Here is a 26,220-nt window from a genome sequence, read left to right as displayed (position 1 = left end):
CGAACGCCCCTGCGCGACGCGGAATGCGCGTGCGCGGCGACGGCGCTTCGCGGCGCGCGCGGCGCGCCGGGACGACGCGGTGGTGGCAGTTGACGCGGCCCGCGCAGGCTGCTTTAGCGGCGACACGCGCAGGGAACCAGCAGGGGCTCGAGAGGCCTCGATCCTGCACGCCGGAGCGGCTTTCGCGGACAGGACCGCGCCCCTTAATTCGATCGCGTGAGGAGCCAGGGCATGAGGATGAAGGATCGTCTGGTCGACCAAGCAAAGAAGCTCACCTCGTCGGGCGTGGTCGTCCGTGTCGTCAGCAACGATCGCGTGATGCGGCTCGCCACGGGGGTCATGGACGCGAAGAACCGCCTGCGCGCCGCCCGGGAGCGGGCCGCGGAGGCCTGGGACATCCTGCTCAACGGGCACGCGCTCCCGAACATCGATCCCGCGCTCGACGACGAGGCCGGCGTCCACGTGGCGACGCCGTCCCGCTCGGCGGCCCGCCAGCCCGCCGCGGGCGGCGCGGGGCTGTCGGTCGTGGAGGAGACGGCGAGCGGCGACGCGCCGCGCGAGCGCGCCGCCCGCACGCACGTGAACGGCGTCGGCGCGAACGGCGCGGGCGCGAACGGCGCCGGCACCTACGTGGCCGCGGCGGCCGAGCAGCAGCTCGCGACCCAGATGGCGGCGCGGACGTCGCTGTCGCGGATCGGCGGGCGCGACGTGTTCGAGAAGGCGTACAAGTTCATGACCGCGGACAACGCCCGCGCCATGGGCGTCTACCCCTTCTTCCGCCCGCTCGACTTCAACAACGGCCCCGAGGCGCAGCTCGAGGGCCGGACCGTGATCATGCTCGGCTCGAACAACTACCTCGGGCTGACGACCCACCCGAAGGTGCGGGAAGCCGCGCGGAACGCCATCGACAAATACGGCACCAGCATGACCGGCTCCCGGCTCGTGAACGGGTCGATGCGCCTCCACAACGAGCTCGAGCAGAAGCTCGCCGCCTACCACGGCAAGGAGGCGGGGCTCGTGTTCACGACGGGCTATCAGGTGAACATCGCGACCATCTCGGCGCTGCTCAGCAACAAGCGGAGCGTCGCGATGATCGACAAGGACGATCACGCATCCATCTACGACGGCGTGCGGCTCGCGCAGGCGGCCGGCGCCCGGATGGTGCGCTACAAGCACAGCGATCCCGCCGCGCTCGACAGCGCGCTCTCCGAGATCGCCGACACCGAGGGCGCCCTCGTGATCACCGACGGCGTCTTCAGCGCCCAGGGCGAGATCGCGAGTCTGCCCGGGATCGTCGAGGTGGTGAAGAAGCACAAGGCGCGGCTCCTCGTCGACGACGCGCACGCGCTCGGCGTCATCGGCCCCGGGGGCCGCGGCACCGCCGCGCACTTCGGCCTCGAGAAGGAGGTCGACCTCATCGGCGGCACCTTCTCGAAGTCGCTCGCCTCGATCGGCGGCTGGCTCGTCGGTGAGCGAAAGGTGCTCGATTATATTCAGCATTTCGCCTACAGCTTCCTCTTCGCGGCGAGCGCCGCGCCGCCCTGCGTGGCCGCCGCCATGGCCTCGCTCGAGGTCATGCAGGAGGAGCCCTGGCGCCAGGAGAAGCTCCGCGAGAACTTCACGTACATGCGCACGGAGCTGCAGCGGCTCGGCTTCGAGCTCGGCAAGACCGAGACGGCCGTCATCCCCATCTACATCCGCGACGATCTCAAGACCGTGATGATGTGGAAGTCGCTCCTCGACGACTACTCGCTCTACGTGAATCCGTTCATCACACCCGGCGTCCCGCCCAAGCAACAGGTCCTGCGCACGAGCTACATGGCGACCCATGAGCGCAAGCACCTCGATCACGCGCTCGAGGCGTTCGAGAAGGTCGGCAAGAAGTTCGGCGTCATCTGAGCCGGTGAGCCGGTGAGCCGGTGAACCAGGAGGAGCGCCGAGGGGCGCCCTCCGGGCCCGCTCCCCGCGCTCGACGTGATCGACGTGATCGACGGGATCGACGGGATCGACGGGATCGACGCGCGCCCGTCAGGTTCGGCATTTTCGCCGCGTGGCGGGCGTGGTCAGCTGAGCGGTCATGGATCTTCGACCGTTCGTGCAAGGCGTCGCCGGGGCGCTGGGACCTGCGCTCCGCTCTTTCTTCCTGACCGCCGCGGCCATGTCGTTCCTGGCCCTCGTCCTCGCGGCCTCGTCGTATGCCATCGCGGCCGACGGCTCGGCGCTGCGCGGGGGGCTGGCGGCCGTCGCGGCGCTCGCGCTCTCCGCCGTGATCGGCTTCACGCTGTCGTGGAAGCGGGCGCTCGGCACGGGCATCCTTCAGATCGTGCGGGCGAAGCGCCTCGGCGGGATGCTCGTGACCGCCGTGTTCGAGCGGCTGCTCGGCGTCTCCGAGCAGGCCGAGGCGGGCGCCCGCGGCGGGCGGATGGCGCAGGCGGTGGAGCGGGTCCCGCTCAACGAGGCGGTGAAGCGCCTGCGCCTCGCCGTGATCCACAGGGTGCAGGCCGCGCCGACAGGGGGCGGCGTGCGGGGGTTCCTGCGGCGCAGGATCGAGGCGCAGCTGCTCGGGACCATCGAGAAGCTGACGCTGGCGCGCTTCCGCAACGAGGCCAACCAGGGAGGCGGCATCGACCTGCTGAAGGTGCGGGACGAGCTCGCCCAGGGCGTCGACGGCCTCGTCACCGACCAGATCGAGGGGACGCTGCTGAAGATGACGCTGCTCCTCGTCGGGGCCGCCGCGCTGGCGTCGCTCGGGGCGGCCGCGGGCATCCAGCACATCCCCGTGTGATCCTCCTCTCAGACCACGCGCAGGCCCTCTCCCCCCTGCGCGCCCCCGGCGAACGGCGCCGCGCCCGCGATCGAGCGCCGCCAACGGCTCAAGCCGCTCCCCTGCCCGATCGACGCCTGTCGCTAGCGAGCTGCGCCAGCGCAGGCAGGCCACGCCGCCGCGCGCCGCTCGGAGGCTCTCCGTGCACATGGGCTTTGCCTAATTGCTCTCCATTACGTTAGTGTCAGCCGACTGCCGTTACGTTTCATGTTGCTCTCATGTTTCATGTTGCTCTCATGTTTCATGTTGCTTTCACCTCATGCTGCGCAGAGGAGGCAATTCGATGATGGAGAACGATATGGGGAGATGTTGCTCGGCGCTCGCTTGCGTCGTGGGATTGCTCGCGTCGCCGGCCGCCTGGGCTCAGGATCCCGCGCCGCCCCCGGCTGATCCGGGCGCAGCGGCCGCGGCGGCGCCGACGCCCGCGGCGGAGCCCGCCGCGCCGGCGCCGATCCCGAGCTGGTTCCGCTTCGACGCAGACAGCCTCGGTCTCCAGCTCTGGGCCGGCGCCTCGCACCAGGTCGGCCCCATCAGCCTCTCGAGCGACATCTACCTCACCACGCTGGGAACCGCGGAGTTCGACATCGGCCCCGCCTTCACGATGGGCCCTGTCACCATCAACCCGATGGTGGGCTTCTCGTTCAACTTCATGACGATGGAGCCGGCGGCGCTGGTCGCCCCGCAGCTGTTCACCTTCGTCGACGCGAAGCCCGTTTACTTCGAGTCGTGGATCCTGGGGTCGTTCTCCAGCATGTTCAACGAGAGCGTCCAGAACTACGTCTACACGCGGGACTTCCTGCTCTATTACCCCATCGACGACTTCGGCATCGGCCCGCACCTCGAGGCCACGATCGACCTCAACGAGGTCGCGCTCGAGGACGACCCGTTGACCGCCGGTGCGGACGTCGACGAGAGCGGCCTCGCCAGCCTGCAGGTCGGCGGCGTGATCGGGCTGAACTACGGCACGGGAAACAAGCTGCTCCTTTACCTCGGCTACGAGACGCAGGAGGAGAGCCAGATCGGCGGGAACAAGCTCGCTGGCCGGTTCACGTTCGTCCACAACTTCTGACGGCGCGCGCCGCGCGGCGACGCCCGCCGGCGCGGTAGGAGCTCGCGCCCTCGCCGCGTTCCGTCTTCCGGTCGAGCTTCCCGCCGGCCGGGCGCGCTGGTACCGCAGCGCCATGGCCAGACCGATCTCGTTCTTCACGACCGCGCTGTGCACGTTGCTGGGGCTCGGGTGTCAGGCCCGGGATAACGTCCCGCCGGCCGCGCCGGCCCCGAGCGCGTCCGCGTGCCAGCCCGCCGACTGCGGCCCCCTCGCGATGATCGCCCGCGTCTGCGACGACGGCTCCACCGGCACCCCGCAGTGCGCGCGCGCCGAGGGCGGGGCGTGCCGGTGGGAGCACGTCTGTCCCGGCGCGAAGCCGGCCTCCGAGGCGGCGGCCCCTGGGCCGAGCGAGCCCGCCTCGCCGGACGCAACGCCGCCGGCCCCGCCGCCGGCCACGGCGCTCGCCGACGCGAACGCGGCGTTCGCGCAGCGCCTCTACGGCAAGCTCGCCGCCACGAAAGACAAGCTCTTCTTCTCGCCGGCGAGCATCTCGACCGCGCTGGCCATGACCTACGCCGGCGCCCGCGGCGAGACCGCGGCCCAGATGGCGAAGACGCTCGAGTTCACCCTCCCGCCCGAGGCGCTCCACCCCGCGTTCGCCGGGCTCCTCAAGGAGCTGGCGCTGGCGACCGGGCCCAAGGGGCCCGAGCTCCGGATCGCCAACCGGCTGTGGGGCCAGGCCGGGCTGCCGATCGAGCCCGCGTTCCAGAGCACCACCCAGCAGCACTACGGGGCCGGGATCGAGCTCGTCGACTTCAAGGGCGGGAGCGAGCCGGCGCGGGGGCGCATCAATCAATGGGTCGAGCAACAGACGAACGGGAAGATCAAGGACCTGATGCCCGCCGGCAGCATCACCGGTCTCACCCGGCTCGTGCTCACGAACGCCGTGTACTTCAAGGGGAAGTGGGCGACGCCGTTCGACAAGCGGGCCACCAAGAACGAGCCGTTCACGGTCAAGCCCGGGACGGCGCCGGCCGTGCCGATGATGCGCAAGACGCTGCTGGCGGGCTTCGGAAAGGCCGCTGACGCGTCGGTGCTGGAGCTCGCGTACGAGGCGCAGAGCCCCGAGCGCCGGCTGGCCATGGTCGTCGTCCTGCCCGAGCAGGTGGACGGGCTGGCGAAGGTGGAGCAGCGCCTTTCGGCGGGGGAGCTCAAGGCGTACGTGGAGGCGCTCCATCCGGCGCGGGTCGACGTGGCGCTCCCGCGCTTCAAGATGACCGCCGAGCTCGAGCTGTCGGCGACCCTGAGCGCGCTGGGCATGCCGCTCGCGTTCGACGACAAGAAGGCCGACTTCACCGGGATCACGAGGGCGGAGCCGCTCTTCATCTCCCAGGTCCGCCACAAGGCGTTCGTCGAGGTCAACGAGGAAGGGACCGAGGCCGCCGCGGCCACGGGCGTGGTCATGACGACACGGTCGGCCCCGGCGCAGCCCCAGGTGTTCCGCGCGGATCACCCGTTCGTTTTCCTGATCCGCGACGTCGCGACAGGCGCCGTGCTGTTCATGGGCCGCGTGACCGACCCGCGATGACGTTCCTCCCGGCGGAGGGGTACCGAAAGTCCGCGCGGAGCGCCAGAACCGCCGTACGATGAGCCGTTTTGCCGGGCCTTCACGGGCTCTGCCACCCCCCCGATTTCAAGGAGCGAGCGATGAAGAACGAAGACGCCGCGAAGGTGCTGCATGCCGTCCGTGACCTGACCCCCGCGATCGCGTCACGGAGCGCCGAGATCGAGGAGGCGCGGCGCCTCCCCGCGGATCTCCTCGGCCAGCTCAAGGCGGCGGGTTGCTTCCGGATGTTCGTGCCGAGGAGCCACGGCGGCCACGAGGTCGATCTGCGCACGGGGATGGACGTCCTCGAGGCGCTCGCCCGGGCGGACGGGGCCACCGGCTGGACCGTGATGATCGGCTCGGAGAGCCCGAACCTCTTCGCGCTCCTGCCGCGCGAGCGCTTCGACGCCATCTACGCCGGCGGGCCGGACGTGATCATCGGCGGCGGCTTCAACGCGCAGGGGGAAGCCCACGCGACGGACGGCGGCTACCGGGTCACCGGGCGCTGGAGCTTCGCGAGCGGCTGCGAGCACGCCAGCTGGCTGTTCGGAAACTGCGTGATCATGGACGGCGGCCGCCCGCGGATGGGCCCGGCGGGCGAGGCGGGCGAGGTGCGCGAGACGCCAGAGATGCGGGGCATGCTGTTCCCGGCGGGCGAGGCGCGCATCATCGACACCTGGTCCGTGCTCGGCCTGCGCGGCACGGGGAGCCACGATATCGCGCTGGAAGGGGCCTTCTGCCCCGAGGTGAACACCTTCGATATCTTCGGGGGCCAGCCGTCGGTGGCCGGGCCGGGCTTCGTCGCGCCGGTCCTGCACTTCGTGCTCCACATGGGGGCCGTGGCCGTGGGGATCGCCCAGGGGGCGCTCGACGACGTCGTGACGCTCGCGAGCTCGGGCAAGAAGCGGCTGTATGCGCGCGCCCAGCTGGCGGACTCCCCGCTGTTCCAGGTGAACCTCGGCCGCGCCGAGACGAGCGTCCGCGCGGCGCGCGCCCTGCTGCGCGACATGGGGGACGAGCTCTGGGACGCGTGCGTGAACAACCCTGGCGCCGCCCTCGCGATGGCGCCGAGGATCTCGGGCGCCCTGGCCTGGGTGACGGAGGTGACCGCCCGGGCCGTGGACGCCTGCTATCAGGCGGGCGGAGGCGGAGTCGCCCGGAATGCCTCGCCGGTGCAACGGCGGTTCCGGGACATTCACACCTTCTCGCAGCACGCCGCCGCCGCAGAGGGCTGGTTCGGCCAGGCCGGCGCCGCGCTCCTGGGGCAGCCGACCGGCTTCTGGACCTGAACGCTGGCGACCACGACCACGTTCACGGCCACGACCAACGCGGTATACGTGGACATGGTGCGCCCCGCCCCGCTCGCCCCGCTGGTCCTCGCCGCCGTCTCGTTCGTCGCCTGCGCCGGTGCCCCGCGTCAGGCTGACGCTCCCGCGCCGCCGCGGCCCCGGGCGGGCGCCTGCCCGGCCCGTCCGGCGTGCGACGCGCCGCCCCCGGCCGCCCTGCCGCGCGGGTTCAGGCACACGCGCTCGCGCCTGGTCGCGGCCGGGTGGCCGCGCCACCGCGGGCGCGACCTCTTCGCCCGCGCCGACGGGCCGCAGTGGGCCATCGCGAAGCTCGCTTACGGGCCGCAGGACGACGATCTCGAGGACGAGGACGTCGAGGCCTACCTGCTCCGCGGCTGCAGCGGCGCCTGGGAGCGGCTCGGCACCTTCCGGACGAGCGACGACGACCACCCGCACCCGACCACGGAGGGGATCCCGGACACCGGCGGGCGTGTCTACATCGACCTCGCCGCGGGCCGGCGCCTCGAGGTCGGCCGCCACCGCGTCCACCTCGCCGTCGCCGGCGACGCCACGAGCGCGGATCTGTTCATCGAGGTCCTCCCGCCCGGCGCGCAGGTGGCCGTGACCGACGTCGACGGGACGCTCACGTCGAGCGAGGTGGCGGTCGTCAGCGAGCTCGTCGGCGGCGGCCCGCCGGCCGCCCACCCCGGCGCGGCGGAGGCGATGCGCGCCCTCGCCGAGAGCGGGATCTACCTTTTCTATGTGACAGCGCGCCCCGAGTGGCTCGTGGGCAGCACGAGGGTCTGGCTGCGAGAGCAGGGCTTCCCGCCGGGCATCCTCCACACCACCATCGGCGTCACCGGCGCGTTCGGCGGCGCGGCGGCCAGGTACAAGACCATCGAGCTCGGATGGCTCAAGGCGCGCACGGGCATCGTGCCCTCCTTCGGCTTCGGCAACATGCCGAGCGACGTGGCGACGTACACGGCCGCCGGGATCCCCGCCTCGCGGTGCTTTTATTACAAGCTCGGCGGCGATCTCCGCGGCGGCGTGCCCCACGAGGACTACCGGGGCCTCGCCCCGGCGCTCTTCAGCCCACAGGCCGCCTGCGCGCCCTGAGGGAAGCGCTCGCGACGCGCACCCACGCGCCATGCGAGCGGCGGGCGCGCCCGGATCAGGGAGCGCGCCCGCCGCCGATCACTGCGGGATGTCGATCACGTCCTCGCAGGTGAAGTCGACGCCCAGGGACGCCTGGGGATCGGACTGTATCGCGCCGCACACGCTCTCGCAGAGCTCGATCTGCGTCGGGTTCGATGGATTGTCGTAGCGCCAGGCGTCGGCGCTCGCGCACTCCTGATCGTACGCGACGGCCTTCGGCTGGCCCCCTCCGCTCGTGTACGTCACGCGCACCCGCTGCTTGTCGAACGTCCGCCCGTCGGGAGCGGCCGGGATCGCGACCGTGCACGACACCGCGGCGCCGCGGATCTCGTCGATCGCCGCCCTGAACGCGGTCGCGGTCGCGTCGGGGTTGCCGGTCTCGATGATGAACGCCTTCCCCGTGCCGCCCGCCACCGCGATGTCGCGCAGGTTGTCGACGTTCCCCGGCTCGTCCTCCGGCGGGTTGGCCACCCCGATCACGTAGGTCGGGACGTTGTCCTGGCGCGCCCCCTCGACGCGCTCGACGACGGCCTCGATGCTGTCCGCGTCTCGGCTGCAGCGCTGCGGGTAGCCGTCGGTCACGAGCACGAGCGCGTACTTCCCGGGGTTCTCCTGGCGCTGCGCCTTGATGAAGGTGACCGTCCCGTCGACAACGAACGCCGTCGGCGTGCTCATGCCCCAGTCGTCGTCGTTCGCGGGCGTGACATCGTCGATCGCCTCGCCGAACGCCTCGGAGGGCAGCGGCGTCATCTCGACGTCCGGCGTGCGGTAGGTGCTGGCGTCGCACATCCGCCGCTCGCCGGGGAAGAACGTGAGCGAGGCGGTGAGCCCCGCGGACGCCGGATCCTTGAAGAACTGCTTGGTCGCGGCGACGACGGGATCCCACTTGAGCTCCTTGCTGTGCGAGGGCCTGTCGTTCATCCCCATGCTGCCCGACACGTCGAACGCGACAGCCAGGTACACGGGCTGGAGCCCGGCCTGGGCCGATTGCGTGGCGCACGCCTCGCCGGCCCCGGTCGAAGGGCCTGCGCCGCTGCTGGGGTTGCCCGAGCCGGCGCCGCTGCCCGAGGTCACCCCCCCTGAACCGAAGCCGCCGTCGTCTCCTCCGGTCCCATTGCCCGAGCTGTTCCCGGCGCCCGAGCCGCTCGGATTGACATTCTGGTCGTCACCACCGCCGCCGCACGCCGCGCTGGCCACGACGACCGTGAACAAGGCAATGCTCATCGCAGGCAATCTCATGGCCTGACTCCTTTTTAAGCAAGTACCGGCGCCGCGCGCCGGTAGATAAAGCAGACCACCACACGAGACCTCAGGAGCCGGCGCACCGCCGGACCACGCTCCTGAGAACTCGCCACCCATACCCAGTATAAGCCATCGCGCAGCGCATTGCGAGATGCGCTTTCTCAAAGTTCGTAGTTCGTATCCGTTTCGTGTTCGTGACATCGGGCTGGCTCGCGCTGGCTCGCGCGCCCTCAGCGCAACTCACCCGTGTGGCCGCACGCCTGTGCGCCTGTGTGACCTGTGTGCGCACACAGGCGCGCGCCGGTGCTACGGTTCGCGCCTGATGGTCCGCGCAGTGTGCTTCGATCTGATGGACACCGTCCTCTACGACCCGTACCGGGAGGCGCTCGCCGCGGCGATCCGGTCCGCCGCGCCCGGCGCGCCCGCCGCGCCTTCCGAGATGGCAAAGCACCGCGACCCCACGTGCTGGCCTGCGTTCGAGATCGGCGAGATCGATGAGGCCGAGTTCGCTCGCCGGTTCTTTCGTGAAGGCGCCGCGGGGTTCTCGTTCGACCTCGACGCGTTCAACCGGGTGCGCCGCGCGGGATACCGCTTCTTGCCCGGCGTGCGCGAGATCGTCGCGTCGCTCGAGGGCCGCGCGCTCAGGTTCGTGGCGAGCAATTACCCCGTGTGGGTCGAGGAGGTGCGCGAGGCGTTCGCGCTCGACGTCCTGTTCGAGGGGGTCTATTCGAGCCATCACCTGGGCGTGCGCAAGCCGGCGCGCGAGTTCTTCGATCGGCTCATGACGCGCATCGGGGTCGGCGCCGGCGAGTGCCTGTTCGTCGACGATCGCGCCGAGAACTGCGAGGCGGCGGCCGCGATCGGGATGCGCGCGCACCTGTTCGACGGGGCCGCGGGGCTGCGCGCGCGGCTGGTCGGCGAGGGGCTGCTCGGCGAGGGGTTGCTCGGCGCGTGACGGGCTCGCCCCGCGCCGCCCCGCGCGTCAGAGCGCCGCGCAGAGCGGGCACGACGCGCCCGCGTGCGGCGCGTCGCCGCGATGGAGATCGAGGATGGCGCGGGAGATCTGCGCGAGCTCGCGCCGCACCTCGCGGCGCATCCCCTTCACGCGCGGGATGGCCATCGCGTCGTAGGCCGTGGTCTGGTGCCGCATCCAGGCGATCACGGCCGACTCCGCGCGCTGCGCGACCGGGATCCGCTCGGTGCGGGCGACGGTGCCGCTGCCGACCGGCGTGGCGTGCAGCGTCACCTTGGTCGCGACCGCCCGCGCGAGCGCCGCGTAGCGCGGCGAGAACCGGAGGAACGCGGCCACCGCCGCCTCGAACTCGCGCACGTACTCCTCCTGGTCGCGCTCCCTCCGCCGGGCGTCCGCCTCCCGCTTCTTTGCGTACGCGGGCGTGCTGCGCTCGGCCTCGAGCGCCGCGCGGGCGGCCTCGATGGTGGCGGCCGGCGCCCAGAGGCCCCGGGAGAACGTCTTCCTCCCGCGCTTCTCGACGACCATCCAGGAAGGGCCCGCGAGCTTCACCCGGCGGGTGAGCCCGGCGTCGCCCGGGGGCAGGCACACCCAGCCTTCGGGCGGCGAGAGCAGCGCGCCGTCGGGCGCGCGGAAGCGGCGGGGATCCGGGGTCGGGGCCAGGGTCAGGCACTCGGGCATGGCGAACCGCCGGCGTGCTAGGCCAGGTCATGCCGCGCGTCCAGAAGACGCCGGCCGGCGCCGTCGCTCCGCGCCGGAGCGGCCCGCTGGAGGGCCGTCGCTCTGCGCCGGAGCGGCCCGCTGGGATGGTACGCTCCGCGCCGGCGAGGGGCGCTCGCCGGTGTTCGCCCCGGTGCGGCCAGCAGGACAGGAGGACAGCGTGTCGGACGACGATCGCACGAGGTGGGATGCCCGCTACCGCGAGGGCGGCGGCGATCCGGGGGAGCCGTCCGCCGTGCTCACGGCGCTCGATCCGCTCCTGCCCCGGCGCGGGCGCGCGCTCGACCTGGCGGGCGGCGCGGGTCGTCACGCCCTGTGGCTCGCGCGGCGCGGGCTCGACGTGACGCTCGCCGACATCTCCGAGGTCGGGCTCGGCGTCGCGCGGACCGCCGCGGCGAGAGAGGGGCTCGCGCTGCGCACGGTGGCGCTCGACGTGGAGCGCGACCCGCTCCCCGCCGGGCCGTGGGACCTCCTCCTGATCTTCTACTTCCTCGAGCGCAGGCTCGCAGCCTGCGCGGCGGAGCTCGCCCCGGGCGGCCACCTCGTCGTCGTGCACCCGACGCGGTCGAACCTGCTGCGGCACGCGCACCCGAGCGCGCGCTGGCTGCTCGATGACGGCGAGCTGCCGGGGCTCCTCGGCGAGGCGCTCGAGGTGGTCCGTTACGAGGAAGGGTGGCTCGAGGAAGGGCATCACGAGGCTCGCCTCGTCGCGCGACGTCGGGGTGTCGCGGCGCCTCCTCGGTGACGGCGGCCCGCCGCCGACGTCGCGCGACGACCATGACGCACGAGCTCCGCGCTGGCGGGCGCCCGGCGCTCGCACGTCGCGGCGCGCGGGTCTCCGAGGCTTGCCGCGACGCGAAGATCGCGCTTTGCTCGCGCCATGCGCTTCGCTCGCCTCGCGCCTCCCGATCAGGATCGCCCAGCCTTCTTCGCCCGCCTCGACGGCGCAGCCGCGCTCGTCCTGGACGCCCCGCCCTGGCTCGGCGGCAAGACAACGGGGGAGGCCGTGGCGTGGACCGACATCGATCTCGCCTGCCCCGTGGCCCCCACGAAGATCGTGTGTGTGGGGCGCAATTACGCCGCGCACGCGCAGGAGCTGGGCAACGACGTCCCGGTCGAGCCGCTCCTCTTCCTCAAGCCGCCCTCGGCGCTCATCGGTCCTGGCCAGTCCATCGTGCTCCCTCCGGAGAGCCAGCGGGTCGAGCACGAGGCGGAGCTCGGCGTGATCATCGGCCGCCGCGCCCGGGCCGTGCGGCCGGAGGAGGCGCTGGATCACGTGCTCGGGTACACCTGCCTGGGCGACATCACCGCGCGGGATCTGCAGCGGAAGGACGTGCAATTCACGCGGGGCAAGGGGTTCGACACGTTCTGCCCCGTGGGGCCGTGGATCGAGACGGCGCTCGACCCCGCGGCGCTCCGCGTGCGGGCGGTCGTGAACTCCCAGGTGCGGCAGGACGGGATGACGTCGCAGATGATCTGGGGAGTGGCCGAGCTGGTCGCGTACATCAGCCGGGTGATGACCCTGGAGCCTGGCGACGTCATCGCGACCGGGACGCCCCAGGGCGTGGGGCCGCTCGTGTCCGGCGACGAGCTCGTCATCGACATCGCCGGCGCCACGGCCGAGGCGCGCGGGATCGGCGCGCTGCGGCTGTCCGTGGCCGCGCGGGGAGACGGCGCGAGCGGGCGCTAGCTCGGCGAGCGGCCCGGGGGCGGGCCGGAGCGACGCTCCGACCCCGGCGCTCATCTCATGGAGAAGCTCACCTCAGCCCTTCCGCTGCTCTGATATCCTTCCACGAACATCGAGACCTCGCTCAAGGTCCCCATGTTCATCCCCAGACTCTGCCATGCGTCGAAGTGGTTGGCGACGGTGATGGTTCCGCTCGTGCGCTTCTGCGTGCGAACGCTCCAGAACTGGGGAGGGGCATTGACGCCATCGATCCCAATCACATCGGATCGATCGACTCTGTAGATGTCATAGACGCCTCCGTCGCTCGTGACGGTGCCCATGGTTCTTGTTCCGCCAGGGGGGCGCCAGGTGCCCCAGCCATCGACGATATAGTATTCGACGTCCGGCTTCTTCGTCCATCCATAGACACCCAGGTAGGAATTGCCCCCTGGCTGAAAGTCGGCCTCGTAGGTCACGATCTGGTTCGCCGACCCGGGCCTCAGGCCTTTGCAGCCCAGCAAACTGTTGATATCGCTCCATTCCACGCTGAAGCCATCCGCGGTGCTGGTCAGGCAGCCGGTCCCCCGGTCCTTCCAGAGTTGATAGGTGAAGCCGCAGTGGTCGCCGGTTTGATTGCTGCAGACCGACGGTTCGGAGGTCGTGCGCGCGTCGGGCGCGCCGCCGGCCCCGCCGGCCCCGCCCTCCCCGCCGCCGCCCGTCCCCGAGCTGCTCGTCGACGACGAGGCCCCACCGGCGCCGGCCCCGCCGCCGCCCGGCCCCGAGCTGCTGCTCGACGAGGAGGCCCCGCCGGCCCCATCGCCGCCCGTCCCCGAGCTGCTGCTCGACGAGGAGCCCCCGCCAGTCCCGCCGGCCCCGCCGCCGCCCGTCCCCGAGCTGCTGCTCGTCGACGAGATCGAGCCGCTGCTCGACGAGGGGTCCAGGACTTCGAGGTCCTCGCCCACGATGCGCTCGGCGTTGCACGCCAGCAGGCCGCATGCCATCGAAGCGGATAAGTAGCCGAGCAAGGGAGCGATGCGCATTGAAGGGTTCTCCATGATGGACCGGCGAAGCCGCAGGCTTCTGCTCGAGATGAATTACTGAACCATCGAGACGCCTGCGTACCCTCGAACCATTGGTTTAAATTCAAGATTTCCGGCCAGCGCGCTCAGGATCCCGGCGATCATGAATGCACCTGCGAGCCTGCGCCGACCACATGCCTCGCGTTCACGACGTTCATCAAACAGACGCTCACGCACGAATACGCCGTACGATTGTGCCGGGCATCCGACGGAGAAAGCAAGAACAAGGGGGTTTGAAATACTCTTACAACCATGAGGCGAAAGTCAAGGGTCCTTTCTTCGATGGGGTCTGCTCCGCCTCGAAGTGTTCGTGGATCCGATGGGTTAGCCCGAGGCGAGTCGCCTTCCGGCGCCTCCAGTGTGGAGTCACGGGGTGAGCGCTGGTTGACACGACGTCTGACTCGCCTGTTAGCCTGCGCAGCATGGACGCTCGTAGTTTGCTTTTCACGGCGAGCGTGCTCGCGCTCGGAGTCGCGCTGGTCGGGTGCGGCGGCGACGACGGGCCGACGCTCGGCATCGGCGGGGCCGCGTACCATCGGGCTCGAGCCGCACGTCACTCATTCGAAGCGTGATGGTCCGCCGCGGACTACCGTCCGTTGGGGCAAATGGAGTGGTCAACTCAAACATTGGACCTCACCTGCATTCAGCCTCGCCGTCGCGAAGACACTTGAATACTCGGCATTTCACCTCTCGCGACACGTTCCGTGGGGTCGCGTCTTGTGCAGTCCTCATGGCAGCCGTCCTGAATCTTGTCACACTTGACAGTCATTTTCGCATGCCTCCGCCACATCGACGCAATGCTGCCGACAAGAGCTGCTAAACGAGCCGTGAGCCGCCGCTGCATGGGTCCTCGTCGTAGCCGGTGTGGTTTTGCGGCTGTAGCGGGACATACCCGAAGCCTCCGACGCCGCCGATAGACCCCGACGCCTGCCCCTGGAGCGACGGATTGTTCCTGGTGGGATCTGGGCGTCAAATAGAAAATCGGCGAGTGTTCCGAAGAGACAGGAGTCGACCCGTCCTGGGCGTACGCTGGTGTGCTGATGGTGATGTGATTGGCAGTCTTCGTCAGCCGAGTGGTCGGCGAACAGCACGCGTCCGGAGATCCACGGCGCCGCGGCGATCTCGTTGGACGCTGGCGGCAGCACCGTGCTCGCCGCGCGGTCGAAGCGGGCGAGAGGGGTCGCGCCCACGCTGGCGCACGTGCCCCTCGTCGCGGGCGCCGCGCTCGATCACGGAAGAGGTCAGCAAGCTCGATGCAGACGGGACGCGAATCCTGGGAGTGGATCGCGTCGATGAGATCTCTCCGCGAGCGGCGCTCGTCGGTTGGGTCGGCTCGGGGCCATTCCCGGTAGGGATTCGTGACGGGCGAGATCAGGGCGACTCTTGGTCGTCCCCGTCCTCACCCGGCTCGTCGTCTTCCGGCTCGCCCTCCTCGGACGCGCGGTCCTCCGGCTCGGCCTCCTCCGAGGCGCCGTCTTCCTCGCCCTCCTCGTCTCCTCCGGCGGAGGCGCCGCGGACGACGGGGAAGGGCGCATCGTCCTTCAGCTTCTCAGTGCCCACGTACCAGTACTCCGCCGCGGGGCGCCTTTTGAAGGGCCTCCGCGTGCTCGCAGCAGAGATCGATCGACCGAAACGCTGACGAGAAGAGACTGCGCACGAGACGGCCAGAGTCGCGCAGGAGAGCCGCCGGCGCTGCGCAGGAGGCCGCCGTGGCTGCGAAGGAGAGCCGCCGGCGCTGCGCAGGAGGCCGCCGTGGCTGCGCAGGAGAGCCGCCGGCGCTGCGCAGGAGGCCGCCGTGGCCGCGAAGGAGAGCCGCCGGCGCTGCGCAGGAGGCCGCCGTGGCTGCGAAGGAGAGCCGCCGGCGCTGCGCAGGAGGCCGCCGTGGCTGCGCAAGAGAGCCGCCGGCGCTGCGCAGGAGGCCGCCGTGGCTGCGCAAGAGAGCCGCCGGCGCTGCGCAGGAGGCCGCCGTGGCTGCGCAAGAGAGCCGCCGGCGCTGCGCAGGAGGCCGGCTGAGCTGCGCAGGAGGCGGCATTCAGTGATAAAGGACACAAAATCGACGTACAGGAGGCCGGCTGAGCTGCGCAGGAGCCGTGCCCGAGCGCGTTCAGGGCATCAAGCCCGCCCCCCGGCAGTCCCCAACGTGGACGTGGACGTGGACGTCTGAGGATCCCGCACATTTCTTGATCCGTTTCGGACCCGCCAAGCGTCTGAAATATCATGGGAAATCCCGATGTGCCGGAAGCGATGCCGTCGATCGTGCGCGAGTTCGAGACGGTGCAGCTGGGCGATGCGCGCCTGCATCAGCGGGTCCGGGCTGTGGTGGCACGGCTGAGCGTCGCGCCGGGCGAGAGCTTCCCGGACTCGCTGAAGACCGAGGCCGAGCTGGAGGGCTTCTACCGGCTCCTTGGCAACAAGCGCGTGTCGTATGGTGCGCTGGTGCAAGCCCACAGCCAGCAGACCCTCGAGCGGATGGCCGGTCACGGCACGGTTCGCGCGGTGCATGACACCACCGCGGTCGCCTTCGACGGCGACGGAGCACGCAAGGGGCTCGGTCCGCTCAACGGCAAGGACACGCAGGGCTTTTTGGCGCACGCAACGCTCGCCGTGGCCACCGACGCGATCAACCAGCCGCTCGGAGTGCTGGGCCTTGCCTGCTGGGCCCGCAAAGCCTCCACCCTCTCCAAGAGCTCACGCAAGAAGAACAGGACCGGCAGCGACTATGCGCGCGTGACCGACAAGGAGTCGACGCGCTGGCTGCGGCAGGTAGAAGCGGCCGAGCAGGCCGTGGGCGACCGCACGTCGCTGCTGCACATCATGGACCGCGAGGCCGACGCCTACCCGCTTCTGTGCGCCATGGTCGAGCAGGGCCACCGCTTCGTCGTGCGCATAGCGCGCGATCGAAACGTGTCGGAGCTGGCCGAGGACGAGGAAGAAACGCTCGACGACAGCGCACGGCTACGGCTGAGCGAGGCGCTGGTCGAGCTGCCGATCCAGCTCAGTCGCGAGGTCGTGCTCACCCAACGCCGCGCCGGCCCTGTCCCGGCGAGCAAGCGCGCGCACCCCGAGCGCTCGGAGCGGAGCGCCACGCTGGGCGTCGGCGCCCGGCGCCTGGCGCTGCGCCGTCCGTACTACCTGCCCGAGCTGGCCGAAGAGCTCGCGGTCAACGTCGTGCTGGTACAGGAGATCGACACGCCAGCGGGCGAGGAGCCGGTCGCATGGGTGCTGGCGACCAACGAGCCCATCGACACGCCCGACCAGATCGCAGCGATCGTCGACCATTACCGGGCACGGTGGCTCATCGAGGAGTTCTTCAAGGCCCTGAAGACCGGCTGCGCCCTCGAGACGCGCCAGCTCGAGAGCTTCCGGAGCCTGACCAACGCGCTGGCGCTGTTCGCCCCGATCGCGTGGCAGATGCTGCTGCTGCGCTCTCTGTCACGCCTTGAGCCCAACGCGCCCGCGGAACGAGCCCTGAACCCGACGCAGCTGAAGCTGCTGCACCAGCACCAGCCCAAGAAGTTGCCGGCTCAGGGGGCGACCGTAGTCGATGCGCTCTACGCCGTTGCCGGTCTTGGTGGACACCTCAAGCGCAACGGCGCCCCCGGCTGGCTGACGCTTGCGCGCGGAATGCAGACCTTGCTCATGCTGGAGACGGGCTGGAACGCCGCCGTTGCCAACACCGCGAAAACTAAGGGGGAAATGTGATCAATCCTCAGACGTCCACGTCCACGTTGGGGACTGCCGGGGGCGATGACGCGGCGCGACCTGCCGAGAGGGCGCTCCCTCAGACCCCTGCGCCCTCCCGGAGCACGATCGTCACGTGCGACAGCCCTGTCCCTCCGAGGAGCATCGCCTTCACGAGGAACTCGACCATCGTGTCGAGACACTCGGCGGGCGAGAAGCCGGCCCTCCCCGCCCCGAGCAGCGGCAGCGCCATGCTCCGGAGCTTCATCGTGTCCGCTTGATAAAAGCACCCCTCCAGGAGCCGCAGGATGAGGTCGCGCGTCGGCCTGTAGGTCGCCACGTGATCCCAGTCGAGCGTGATCGCGTGGAACACGAACCGCGCGTTCAACCTGCCAGCGGAGCTGACCACCACCCCGCCGTGCCGCACGGGAATGTACTTGCGCGTCTCCATGTGGCACACGCCGCCGCTCGCGTGGTTCAGGGCGAGCGCCACGCCGCCCGCCATGGTGAGCTGCCCGTCGTCCGCGCTCACGAGCGCGTCGGCCGACACGCCCGCGATGTTCGCGCGCACGATCGAGAGCGTCCTGTCCCCGTGGAACTGGAAGGCCGTCACCGGCCCCGCAGGGCCGCCCGCCAGGAGCGCGGGCCGGAAGCGCTTGTACTGCTCCATGTACACACGGAGCGTCAGATCGTGCGGATCCCCCCAGCGGGTGCTCTGGGCGCCCACGAGGGCGGTGTCGATCTCGTCGAAGGACTGGAAGCGGTCCTTCGGGTCCTTGGCCAGGCAGCGCTCCAGGACGGTCTGCACGTCCTCGTCGAGCTCGGGACGGAGCGCCCGCGGCCGGGCCGGGATGTCCTGCCGGTGCGCGAGCAGGAGCGGCAGGAGCTCCTGCTCCTCGAACGGCCGCTGGCCCGTGGCCGCGTGGTAGAACGACGCGCCATAGCTGTAGATGTCCGCGCGCGTGTCGCTCTCCTGCGGGCTCCACGCCTGCTCGGGCGCCATGTAGAACGGCGTCCCCAGCACGGTGCCCATCGCGGTGAGGGGCTGCTCCCGGAGCGCCGAGGGCCCCGTCGTGGCGGTCAGGCGCGCGAGGCCGAAGTCGGCGACCTTCAGCTCCCCCGACGGCGCGATCAGCATGTTCGACGGCTTCAGGTCGCGGTGCATCACCCCGAGCTCGGTCGCGGCGGCCATCCCCCGCGCCGCATGGAGCATGTAGCGCCGCAGATCGTCGAGCGGCAGCGGCCCGTCCTGGAGCCGCGCGGCCAGCGACGGGCCGCCCACGTACTCCATCACCATGAACGGCGAGCGGCTCGAGAGGAAGCCGAAGTCGTAGCAGCCCACCACGTGCGGCGACTTGATGAGCGCCGAGATGCGCGCCTCGCGCAGCATCCGCTCCCCGGCGTTCGGATCCGTGTGCCCGGTGAGCACCTTGATCGCCACGACCCGCGCGAGCGCGAGGTGGCGCGCGCGGAAGACGGCGCCCATCGAGCCCACGCCGAGCAGCCCCTCCACGCTGTACCGGCCCGCGAGCTCCTTGCCCAGCGTCGACGCGTCGATCATGAACGGACCATCGCTTGCACCAGCGATGATGTTCGGAACCCCGGGCGCCGCGGTCAAGGGGCACGGCGCGCGACGCGCATCAGACGGCGTACGCCGCGGGAGCGCCGGCCTGCGCGCGCTGGCGCGGCGCCTCGCGCAGCCTCGCGATCTCGGCCTCGACGCGGGCCCTGAGGCGCGGATCGTCGGCGAGGCGCCTGACCCAGAGGCGCTTCATGCGCACCCACACGGTGCGCCGGATCGCACGGTCGCCGAGCGCCGCGGCGCCCCCGCTGCGCTCGGTCGCGACGATCAGCCGGGCATAGTCGGCCGCATGCAGCGGGCCACAGACGGCTTCCCACGCGCCGACGTAGGCCGCGTCGAACCTGTCGCGGAGCGCCCGCTCGCGGCGCCTGGCCTCCTCCGCCATCGCGTCCCGCCACCGCCGCTCGGCCTCTGCCCAGCGCGCCTCCGACAGGCCGTGCGCCCTGAGCACGTCGGCGCGGGGGACCGGCTTCTCGGCGAGCTCCGCCGTGACGATCGCGCACCGCTCGAGGCTCACCTCGTCGCCGTCGCCGAGCGGCGGGAGCGACGCGGAGGGCGGCTCGTCCTCGCGCCGGAGGACGTGAAAGAAGCGGGACGCCGCCGGTCGCTCGGGCTCGCGCGCGAGGACGCCCGAGGTCGGCGCGGCGTGGGGCGAAGACTCGACGGGCGGCGGCAACACCTCGGCGGGCGGCGGCGGAGCCTCCTCCAGCGCGAGGGTCGCGAGCCCCATGGACGGGCCCGGCGCCGCTGAAGCGAGCGCGCCAGACCAGGGCGCGCCGGGGATCGGCGCCCTGGGCTCGACGCGCGGCGCCGGCCTCGGGTCGAAGAAGAACGGGATCGCGGGCCGCTCGCCGACGCGCACCCCCTCCTCGCTCGACAGCACGAGCGTCGCGCTCGCGACGGCATCGCTCTGCGGTCGCGCTGGCTCGGGCCGACCCCGCCGCGCCGATCCCGGAGGGGGCGCGAACGGAAGCGCCGGCGCGCGCTCCGCCGCCTCGCCCTGCTCGTCGGAGAGCGCGACCGTCTGCAGCGGCGACGGGCGCTGGATCAGGTCGATGAGCTCGATCTCGTCGCCCGAGAGGTGGATCGTGCGCCCCGGATCCCCGTCCCGCTGGCGCGCCTGGCCGGGCGCGTCCTCGATGTGCACGGTCCCTCGCGGGCCGATCGCGAGCGCATCCGGCGCCGCTCCCGCGGCGCCCGAGGCCCGCCCGGGGCGCAGGTCGGGCCACGCGAGCTCCTCGCCGTCGACCGCGACGCCAGCCGCGATCCGCACGGCCGCGAGGGCGAGGTCGTCGGGGACGGGGACGATCTGACGCCACACGACCGTGCAGCGCTGCTCGGCGCCGTCGATCCGGAGCGTGTCCGCGTTGAGCTCGATGACGTCGCCCCCCGTCGCGGGAGGCGCGGCGAGCCCCTGGATCCGCGCAACGCCGCGCGCTCGGGGCAGGCGCATCTCCAGCCGGCGCGCGGCCGGGTGCAGGTTCTCGAGCACGATCCACTCGTCGCCGCGCAGGTACTCGGTCCGCTGGTCCGGAGGCGCCGCCTGGAAGTACGACCAGTCGAAGCCAGCGGGGATCTCCGCGTTCGGACCCTCGAGCGTCTCGCGCCGGGTCTTGCCGAGCAGCCGCTTGCGCACGGGCCAGGCGCGCGCGATCGGGCCGAGCCCCGCGGGCCGCCCGGGGTCCAGGGGATCGAGGACTTTGGCCTCGCCGTCGCCCGCGTCGATGCCGAAGGGGTTCTCCCACCCGTTCGGGCCGCGCGCTGCCTTCTCGTACACGAGGGGCATCCGCTGGAACGGCTTTTGGTCGCGGACGAGGAGGCGTTTGTCGAGCGCGCAGCCGCCCGCGCCGAAGACGGCGAGCCGCACCGGCAAACGCTCGACATGCGCCCCGTCAGGCGCGTGCGCGTCGCCCGTGAAGAGCACGTCCGCGCGGCCCAGGTAGGGCGCGAGATCGCCGGTGAACCGCACGCTCCGCGCGGGGTTCTTGCCGTGATGGACCTCGGCGCGGAGGATCTCCTGCGGCTCCGTCCGCCACATGGCCGCGCCGGGCGTGAACGCGAAGCTCGCCTTGACGATGATCGTGATGTAGCGCTGGCCCTGCGTGCGCCACGAGACGGCGGCGGCCTCGGCGCCCGGGAGCGACGCCACGGCGTCGGGCGGCAGCGCGCTCACGCCCGCGTCCTCCTGCAGAAGCACCTCGCCACGGCTCGCATCGCGTCACGCATCGCTCAGCGGCCATTGAACCCGCTCGACGTGAACATCGCGTTGCAATCGCGTGATCTGCGTGTGGCGCCGGCGCGGCGGCGAGGGCGTGAGCGGGCGTGGACCGGAGCCGCCGCTCACGCGCCGCACGGGTTCGCCCGGCATGCCCGGACGAAGGCGATCTCGCTCTGCCCCGCCTCGATCCGCTCGATCCACCAGGCGAGCCCCGGGTAGGTGGCCCGGATGAACGCCGCCGCCTCCGCGAAGCGCGCCGTGTCTCCCCGCGCGGCGTAGATCTCGGCGCGGAGCGCGTGGGCCTCCGGCTCGTAGACGCCGCGGAGCACGTCGAGCAGGGCCGGATCCACGTCGCCGAGCGGCTGCGGCCCGTACATCAGATAACGCAGGATGCGGTCGAAGCGGAGCGGGTCGCCCGGCTCCACGCGGCTCGTGACCGCCGCGCCGCTGTCCGGAGGGAGGCTCGTCCAGCGGCCCCAGGAGCCCGCGCGGGCGGCCTCGGGCGCGAGGCGCCCGAGCTCGCGCTGCTCCTCGGGGCTCGGCGCCGCGAGCTCGATCGGCGCCGGCGCGCTCTCCGCGCGGTCCGGCGGCCCGACGTAGACGATCGCCAGCGTGTACTGCCCGGGATCGAGCCCCGCCGGCAGGTACGACGAGACGTCGATGAGCATGCGCCTGCACTCGCCCGGGCACAGGCGGAACACCGGCGTGCCGTGCTCGGGGAGCACGACCGGCTCGGGCTCGGTCCTCACGACCTCCTCGCCGGTGCCCGCCCGCGCGAGGCGGACGCCGATCGCGCCGGCGTTGCCCGCCCAGCTCGGGCGCGGGAGCCGCAGGATGCAGGCCCGAGGGCGGTCGGCGCACAGCGTGATGGCCACGTGCAGGGGAAAGCCGAGCACATAGCGGCGATCGTGATCGAGCGAACGGAGCACCAGCCCAGGCGGGCCGACCGGGTCCCCGGCGCTCCGCGCGTGTTCATCGGACATGACAGCCCCTCATCTCCATCGAAGTCCCCTGTTGTCCTCGAGGCGCACGCGCCGGGTCTCCTTCACGTGGCGCCCGCACAGGTCGTTGCCGACCCGCCCCTCGGTTCCAGGGATGAGCTCCTGGTCGGCGTCCACCATCCAGTGGGACCGATAGTTCATGCAACACGTCGTCTGGCGCGGCGTCCGGTAATCGAAGTAGCCGCACTTGTGCGGCATTCCGAACGCGTGCGTGAGCTCGTGGACGATGGTGTGGAGCGTGGCTTGCTCATAGCCGCGCCGGGGCCGCGCCCCCTCGGGGTCCCACCACGCCCTGTGATGGGTGAACAGGATGGTCCTGCCGGCGAAGTACCTCGCCGACCCGATGTCGATCGTGGGGCTCATGCCGGCGGTGTAGGAGGCCCCTGGACCCCTCACGTCGGCCTCGACGCGCGCGGGGATGCCGTAGCCCGGGGGCTCCCACGCCCCGTCCCTGCGGCGGGCCCGAGGGAAGAAGAAGAGGCGCCGCTCGTACGCGTGCGCCAGGGACCCGTCGCCCGCGGTGAACTGGCTCTGGATGTCGTGCGGCGCGAGCCAGAGGCGGGTCCGCGGCGGGTCGTCGAGGACTGCCGCGCTCGCGACCGAGAAGCTCATCCGCCAGCCATCCCAGCGGAACGTGACGTGGCTCGCGTCCGGGTGGGCGCCAGGGATCTCCACGTACTCGCCGCGCCGCTCGCCCTCGCCGCCGTCCAGGATCGTGACGCTGCCGGAGAACAGCGGCTCGCCCCGGACCTCGGGCACGGGGTGCGGCTCGAGCGCGGCGATCAGGCAGAACCAGCCAGGTTCCCCGGCGTGCTCGAACTGCTCGCTCACGAAGCGCGAGGCCATCTCGCCGAGCGTGCCCGCGTCGAGCGCCATGTGCTGCAGGTCCTGGATCACGCGCGCCTCGGTGAAGTCGAGCTGGGTGAAGACCGGCTCGAAGTGCTCCGGCGCCTGCTCCACGGGCACCCGGGGCGCGCTCTCCATCCGGATGTACTCGACGTCGATCCGGCGCCAGAGCGTCATGATCCCGGTCTCGTCGCCGGCCGCCTCGGCGACGCCATCGGCGTCGAGCTCGGCGCTCACGATCAGGTTGTCTCCGGCGATATCGGTCATGTGGCGCCGGATCGTGCTCCGCCCCCCCACGATCGCCGTGCTCGCGCTGGTCTCCGTCGCGTCGGACAGCGCATAGCCCTCCACCTCTTCCCAGCCAGGCGCCCTGTCCTGCGATCCCTCGTTGTCGTCTTCGGCCGGGGCCGCATAGCCCCCCGCGGCGTCGTAATCGTTCTCGTCGAGGGTGGCAGCCCAGTCCGGGTGCACCTCCGGCCGCTCATTCGATGGATCGTCTGGATCGCGCGCGCTCCAGCGAATCCGGGCTCCTTCTGGCAGCTCGCCCTCGGAGCCCGTCACCTCGACGGTGATCTCGACGAGCTGCGTATTCTTTGCCCACTGCCCGTCGAGATCTCGGTTGATGTAGACGCGTCCCCGGTTATCGAGGCTCTTGTAACCGGGCTTATATCCGGCCGCCCGCGTCGTCCCCGGCGGCGCCGTGCTGTCGGGAAAGCCCGGCAGATACAGGCCCTTGATGTCGACAATCCGGACCGCGATCATCGCGGCAGAGCATTGCAAATGCCGCGCTCAGCCCGGCCGCCTCCGGGCGTCTCATCTCCCCGCGCGTCCCCGCGCGCGCGCCTTCCGGTTGTCGCTTTCTCCCGGCGCGCGTTCGTGCGTAGACTCCGCGCCCTCATGAGCTTCGAGCCAGTTGCAGGGTTTCGCTTCGGCGCCGTCAGCGCCGGGATCCGGAAAGACGGGCGCATCGACGTCGCGCTCGCGGTGGCCGATCAGCCGGCGATCGTGGCCGGCATGTTCACGCGGAACGTGGTGCGCGCGGCGCCCGTGGACATCGCGATGCAGCGCGTCCGGTCGGGGCGCGCTCGCGCCGTCGTCGCCAACAGCGGGTGCGCGAACGCGTGCACGGGCGAGGCAGGCTGGAAGGCGACGCTCGACACGACGCGCGCCGTCGCCGAGTCCATCGGCGCCTCGGAGGACGAGGTGCTCCCCGCCTCGACCGGCGTGATCGGCGCCGTCCTGCCCGCGCACCGGATCATCGAGCGTGTCCCGGAGCTGTCGGCGCGCCTGTCGCCGAAGGGCTACCTCGATTTCGCCCAGGCGATCTGCACGACCGACCGCTGGCCGAAGCTCGCGCAGCGCAAGCTCGGCGCCGGCGCGACGCTGCTCGGCATCGGCAAGGGCGCCGGGATGATCCACCCCGACGTGGGCCCGCCCCACGCGACGATGCTCGTCTTCCTGTTCACCGACGCCGTGATCGACGCCGGCGAGGCGAGCGACGCGCTGGCGGCCTCGTGCGACGTGACGTTCAACGCGTGCAGCGTCGATGGGGACACCAGCACCAACGACACGGTGCTCCTCCTGTCCTCCGGCGCGTCGCAGCGCCGCGTCTCGCGCGACGAGCTCTCGGCGGGCCTCACCGAGGTGTGCGGCGAGCTCGCGCGCTCGATGGTGGCCGACGGCGAGGGCAGCACGCACGTCGCCGAGATCCGCGTCCGCGGGCTCGCGACCCGCGACGGTGCGCGCGCCGTCGCGCGCACGGTGGCCACGTCGATGCTCGTGAAGACCGCGCTGTTCGGCAAGGACGCGAACTGGGGGCGGCTGCTCGCCGCCGCGGGCCGCGCAGGGGTCCCCTTCGACCCGCGCGAGGCCCAGGTCCTCGTCGGCGGGATCCCGATCGTGCGGAACGGCGCGCCGGTCGGGGCGGAAGCCGAGCTCAAGGCGAACGAGGTGCTCGCGCGCGACACCTATGTCATCGAGATCGTGCTCGGCGGCGGCCCCGGCGACTTCGCGTACCTCACGAGCGATCTCGGGCACGGCTACGTCGACGTGAACGCGGGGTACCGCTCCTGATCCTCACGGGGTGACCGGCCGGGCTGCTCGCAGGGAGCGCCCCCGCGCCTTCGCCCTGACCGGAAGCGCCGGCGCTCCGAGCGCCGGCCGTCCCCCGCCTCACGCCGCGCGACCCCCACGGATCAGTGAACCTCGCGCGACGAGCGCAGGTGAACGCAGGTTCACAAGCGGGTTCACAAAATGAGCGCCTCGTCGGGCTTCCCGGCGCTCCTCTCCTGCCGCCCCGTGGCACGCTGCGTGTTAGCGCGCGTCATGGTAGTCGTGCGGGAAGGCCGCGCTGGTGCCGGCCGCCGCTGGAGGACTTCGATGCTTCTTCATTCCCCCCTTGCGAAGATCCTGGGTCGAGGCGCGCTGTTCCTGATGATCGCCGCGACCGCGACGGGCTGCGGCGGCTGCGGCGATGCGTCGCTCCAGTGCGACCCCGATGGCGAGAACTGTTTCCTCTGCGACGGCTACGGGTGTCGCCCCGTGGAGCCGGACATCGACACCACCAGCAGCGGGGGCTGGGGCGGCGCGGGTCCGGTAGACCCGGGTCAGGGCGGCGCGGGTCAGGGCGGCGCGGGCCAGGGCGGCGCGGGGGGCGCGGAGGTCGAGTGCGACGCGGAGCTCACCACGTGTCCCTGCGACGGTGACAGCGCGTGCGAGGACGGCACGCGGTGCGTCGACGGGCTCTGCATCGCGGCGTGCGAGTTCAGCTACGAGTGCGGCGACGGCAGGGTGTGCGTGAACGGCGAGTGCGCTGATGGCTGCTCCAGCGCCGCGCCCTGCGCGGAGCCCGGCACGCGCTGCGACCGCGGGGTCTGCGTCCCCGACCCCGCGAACCCCGAGTGCGGCGACGCGGCCCCGTGCGAGGGCGGCGCGATCTGCGTCGACGGCGCCTGCTCCACCGGCTGCGCGTCGCACGCGGACTGCGCGCCCGGCGAGGTGTGCAACGCGGCCACCGGCGCGTGCATGGACGACCCCTCGCCTCAGCCCGGCTGCGGTGCCAAGGCCTGCGCGGCGCAGGGCCAGGAGTGCATGGAGGACGGCTACTGCCACTACCCGTGCGAGAACACCCGGGCCTGCCAGCTCATCGACAGCCGCTTCGTCGGCTGCGAGGACGGGTTCTGCAAGACGCGGGAGGAGGTCGCCCCGGAGTGCTCGCTCGACGAGCCTTGCCCCGACGGCGAGAGCTGCATCTCGGGCAAGTGCCTCTGATCCCCCGCACACCTTGACCGTCCGTC

The 26,220-nt window shown here is 71.7% G+C and carries 20 protein-coding genes; 12 read left to right on the top strand and 8 right to left on the bottom strand.

The window, feature by feature from the left end:
* Positions 1–237 precede the first annotated feature (237 nt).
* The 6 genes from WMF22_RS15840 (at position 238) to WMF22_RS15815 (ending at position 7,880) form a co-directional block, all read left to right on the top strand.
* A complete protein-coding gene (locus WMF22_RS15840; RefSeq protein WP_438036276.1) occupies positions 238–1,899 on the top strand; it encodes an aminotransferase class I/II-fold pyridoxal phosphate-dependent enzyme in 1,662 nt (553 codons plus the stop codon).
* A 178-nt stretch (positions 1,900–2,077) separates the two neighbouring features.
* A complete protein-coding gene (locus WMF22_RS15835; protein WP_437299906.1) occupies positions 2,078–2,785 on the top strand; it encodes a hypothetical protein in 708 nt (235 codons plus the stop codon).
* Positions 2,786–3,107: 322 nt separating this feature from the next.
* On the top strand, positions 3,108–3,893 hold the full coding sequence (locus WMF22_RS15830) for a hypothetical protein (protein ID WP_437299905.1): 786 nt from the start codon (positions 3,108–3,110) through the stop codon (positions 3,891–3,893).
* A gap of 112 nt (positions 3,894–4,005) precedes the next feature.
* The gene (locus WMF22_RS15825) at positions 4,006–5,460 is read left to right on the top strand and encodes a serpin family protein (RefSeq protein ID WP_438036275.1); all 1,455 of its coding nucleotides are present in this window, start codon (positions 4,006–4,008) and stop codon (positions 5,458–5,460) included.
* Between the two features lie 119 nt (positions 5,461–5,579).
* A complete protein-coding gene (locus WMF22_RS15820; protein WP_437299903.1) occupies positions 5,580–6,767 on the top strand; it encodes an acyl-CoA dehydrogenase family protein in 1,188 nt (395 codons plus the stop codon).
* Between the two features lie 54 nt (positions 6,768–6,821).
* Entirely contained in the window at positions 6,822–7,880 is a 1,059-nt protein-coding gene (locus tag WMF22_RS15815) for an LNS2 domain-containing protein (protein WP_437299902.1), read from the top strand.
* Between the two features lie 78 nt (positions 7,881–7,958).
* Here the strand turns inward: WMF22_RS15815 and WMF22_RS15810 are convergent, their stop codons facing one another.
* Positions 7,959–9,158: a vWA domain-containing protein gene (locus tag WMF22_RS15810; protein ID WP_437299901.1), complete on the bottom strand. Its 1,200-nt coding sequence runs from the start codon at positions 9,156–9,158 to the stop codon at positions 7,959–7,961.
* A 325-nt stretch (positions 9,159–9,483) separates the two neighbouring features.
* On the opposite strand from WMF22_RS15810, the gene WMF22_RS15805 reads away from it, so the two are divergent.
* Positions 9,484–10,116: an HAD family hydrolase gene (locus WMF22_RS15805; protein WP_438036274.1), complete on the top strand. Its 633-nt coding sequence runs from the start codon at positions 9,484–9,486 to the stop codon at positions 10,114–10,116.
* Between the two features lie 27 nt (positions 10,117–10,143).
* On the opposite strand, the gene WMF22_RS15800 is transcribed toward WMF22_RS15805, so the two are convergent.
* The gene (locus WMF22_RS15800) at positions 10,144–10,812 is read right to left on the bottom strand and encodes a DUF2293 domain-containing protein (RefSeq protein WP_437299899.1); all 669 of its coding nucleotides are present in this window, start codon (positions 10,810–10,812) and stop codon (positions 10,144–10,146) included.
* 199 nt (positions 10,813–11,011) lie between these two features.
* Here WMF22_RS15800 and WMF22_RS15795 point away from each other — a divergent pair, with 199 nt between their 5' ends.
* On the top strand, positions 11,012–11,596 hold the full coding sequence (locus WMF22_RS15795; protein ID WP_044968501.1) for a class I SAM-dependent methyltransferase: 585 nt from the start codon (positions 11,012–11,014) through the stop codon (positions 11,594–11,596).
* A 135-nt stretch (positions 11,597–11,731) separates the two neighbouring features.
* Entirely contained in the window at positions 11,732–12,541 is an 810-nt protein-coding gene (locus WMF22_RS15790; RefSeq protein ID WP_437299897.1) for a fumarylacetoacetate hydrolase family protein, read from the top strand.
* 50 nt (positions 12,542–12,591) lie between these two features.
* Here WMF22_RS15790 and WMF22_RS15785 read toward each other — a convergent pair whose 3' ends face one another.
* Together WMF22_RS15785 and WMF22_RS15780 are read right to left on the bottom strand one after the other, a co-directional pair.
* On the bottom strand, positions 12,592–13,557 hold the full coding sequence (locus WMF22_RS15785) for a glycoside hydrolase family 11 protein (RefSeq protein WP_438036273.1): 966 nt from the start codon (positions 13,555–13,557) through the stop codon (positions 12,592–12,594).
* A gap of 1,410 nt (positions 13,558–14,967) precedes the next feature.
* On the bottom strand, positions 14,968–15,156 hold the full coding sequence (locus WMF22_RS15780) for a hypothetical protein (RefSeq protein ID WP_437299895.1): 189 nt from the start codon (positions 15,154–15,156) through the stop codon (positions 14,968–14,970).
* Positions 15,157–15,813: 657 nt separating this feature from the next.
* On the opposite strand from WMF22_RS15780, the gene WMF22_RS15775 reads away from it, so the two are divergent.
* Positions 15,814–17,298, top strand: a complete 1,485-nt coding sequence (locus WMF22_RS15775; protein WP_438032847.1) for an IS4 family transposase — start codon at positions 15,814–15,816, stop codon at positions 17,296–17,298.
* A gap of 79 nt (positions 17,299–17,377) precedes the next feature.
* Here WMF22_RS15775 and WMF22_RS15770 read toward each other — a convergent pair whose 3' ends face one another.
* From WMF22_RS15770 to WMF22_RS15755, 4 genes are all read right to left on the bottom strand, one after another.
* Entirely contained in the window at positions 17,378–18,838 is a 1,461-nt protein-coding gene (locus WMF22_RS15770) for a serine/threonine-protein kinase (protein WP_437299894.1), read from the bottom strand.
* 79 nt (positions 18,839–18,917) lie between these two features.
* Positions 18,918–21,056 carry a DUF2169 family type VI secretion system accessory protein gene (locus WMF22_RS15765; protein WP_438036272.1) on the bottom strand — a complete coding sequence of 713 codons (2,139 nt, stop codon included), beginning with the start codon at positions 21,054–21,056 and terminating at the stop codon, positions 18,918–18,920.
* Between the two features lie 143 nt (positions 21,057–21,199).
* Positions 21,200–22,060 carry a hypothetical protein gene (locus WMF22_RS15760; RefSeq protein WP_437299892.1) on the bottom strand — a complete coding sequence of 287 codons (861 nt, stop codon included), beginning with the start codon at positions 22,058–22,060 and terminating at the stop codon, positions 21,200–21,202.
* A gap of 9 nt (positions 22,061–22,069) precedes the next feature.
* Positions 22,070–23,686, bottom strand: a complete 1,617-nt coding sequence (locus WMF22_RS15755) for a hypothetical protein (RefSeq protein WP_437299891.1) — start codon at positions 23,684–23,686, stop codon at positions 22,070–22,072.
* A 135-nt stretch (positions 23,687–23,821) separates the two neighbouring features.
* Between WMF22_RS15755 and argJ the strand changes: the two genes are divergently transcribed.
* Together argJ and WMF22_RS15745 are read left to right on the top strand one after the other, a co-directional pair.
* Positions 23,822–24,997 (top strand): bifunctional glutamate N-acetyltransferase/amino-acid acetyltransferase ArgJ, encoded by a 1,176-nt coding sequence (gene argJ, locus WMF22_RS15750; RefSeq protein ID WP_438036271.1) that lies wholly within the window; start codon positions 23,822–23,824, stop codon positions 24,995–24,997.
* A 306-nt stretch (positions 24,998–25,303) separates the two neighbouring features.
* A complete protein-coding gene (locus tag WMF22_RS15745; RefSeq protein ID WP_438036270.1) occupies positions 25,304–26,194 on the top strand; it encodes a hypothetical protein in 891 nt (296 codons plus the stop codon).
* Positions 26,195–26,220 lie beyond the last annotated feature (26 nt).

Source organism: Sorangium sp. So ce204, from assembly GCF_051526795.1.
GTDB lineage: Bacteria > Myxococcota_A > Polyangia > Polyangiales > Polyangiaceae > Sorangium > Sorangium cellulosum_B.
The sequence above is the reverse complement of the archived record's forward strand: the minus strand, read 5'-3'. Positions and strand labels throughout refer to the sequence as shown.

Coding starts and splice junctions, on each gene's coding strand:
- WMF22_RS15785 (WP_438036273.1), bottom strand. CDS start 13,557: ATGCGCATCGCTCCCTTGCTCGGCTACTTATCCGCTTCGATGGCATGC.
- WMF22_RS15835 (WP_437299906.1), top strand. CDS start 2,078: ATGGATCTTCGACCGTTCGTGCAAGGCGTCGCCGGGGCGCTGGGACCT.
- WMF22_RS15840 (WP_438036276.1), top strand. CDS start 238: ATGAAGGATCGTCTGGTCGACCAAGCAAAGAAGCTCACCTCGTCGGGC.
- WMF22_RS15800 (WP_437299899.1), bottom strand. CDS start 10,812: ATGCCCGAGTGCCTGACCCTGGCCCCGACCCCGGATCCCCGCCGCTTC.
- WMF22_RS15745 (WP_438036270.1), top strand. CDS start 25,304: ATGCTTCTTCATTCCCCCCTTGCGAAGATCCTGGGTCGAGGCGCGCTG.
- WMF22_RS15810 (WP_437299901.1), bottom strand. CDS start 9,158: ATGAGATTGCCTGCGATGAGCATTGCCTTGTTCACGGTCGTCGTGGCC.
- WMF22_RS15830 (WP_437299905.1), top strand. CDS start 3,108: ATGATGGAGAACGATATGGGGAGATGTTGCTCGGCGCTCGCTTGCGTC.
- WMF22_RS15760 (WP_437299892.1), bottom strand. CDS start 22,060: ATGTCCGATGAACACGCGCGGAGCGCCGGGGACCCGGTCGGCCCGCCT.
- WMF22_RS15815 (WP_437299902.1), top strand. CDS start 6,822: ATGGTGCGCCCCGCCCCGCTCGCCCCGCTGGTCCTCGCCGCCGTCTCG.
- WMF22_RS15825 (WP_438036275.1), top strand. CDS start 4,006: ATGGCCAGACCGATCTCGTTCTTCACGACCGCGCTGTGCACGTTGCTG.
- WMF22_RS15805 (WP_438036274.1), top strand. CDS start 9,484: ATGGTCCGCGCAGTGTGCTTCGATCTGATGGACACCGTCCTCTACGAC.
- WMF22_RS15755 (WP_437299891.1), bottom strand. CDS start 23,686: ATGATCGCGGTCCGGATTGTCGACATCAAGGGCCTGTATCTGCCGGGC.
- WMF22_RS15820 (WP_437299903.1), top strand. CDS start 5,580: ATGAAGAACGAAGACGCCGCGAAGGTGCTGCATGCCGTCCGTGACCTG.
- WMF22_RS15790 (WP_437299897.1), top strand. CDS start 11,732: ATGCGCTTCGCTCGCCTCGCGCCTCCCGATCAGGATCGCCCAGCCTTC.
- WMF22_RS15770 (WP_437299894.1), bottom strand. CDS start 18,838: ATGATCGACGCGTCGACGCTGGGCAAGGAGCTCGCGGGCCGGTACAGC.
- argJ (WP_438036271.1), top strand. CDS start 23,822: ATGAGCTTCGAGCCAGTTGCAGGGTTTCGCTTCGGCGCCGTCAGCGCC.
- WMF22_RS15775 (WP_438032847.1), top strand. CDS start 15,814: ATGGGAAATCCCGATGTGCCGGAAGCGATGCCGTCGATCGTGCGCGAG.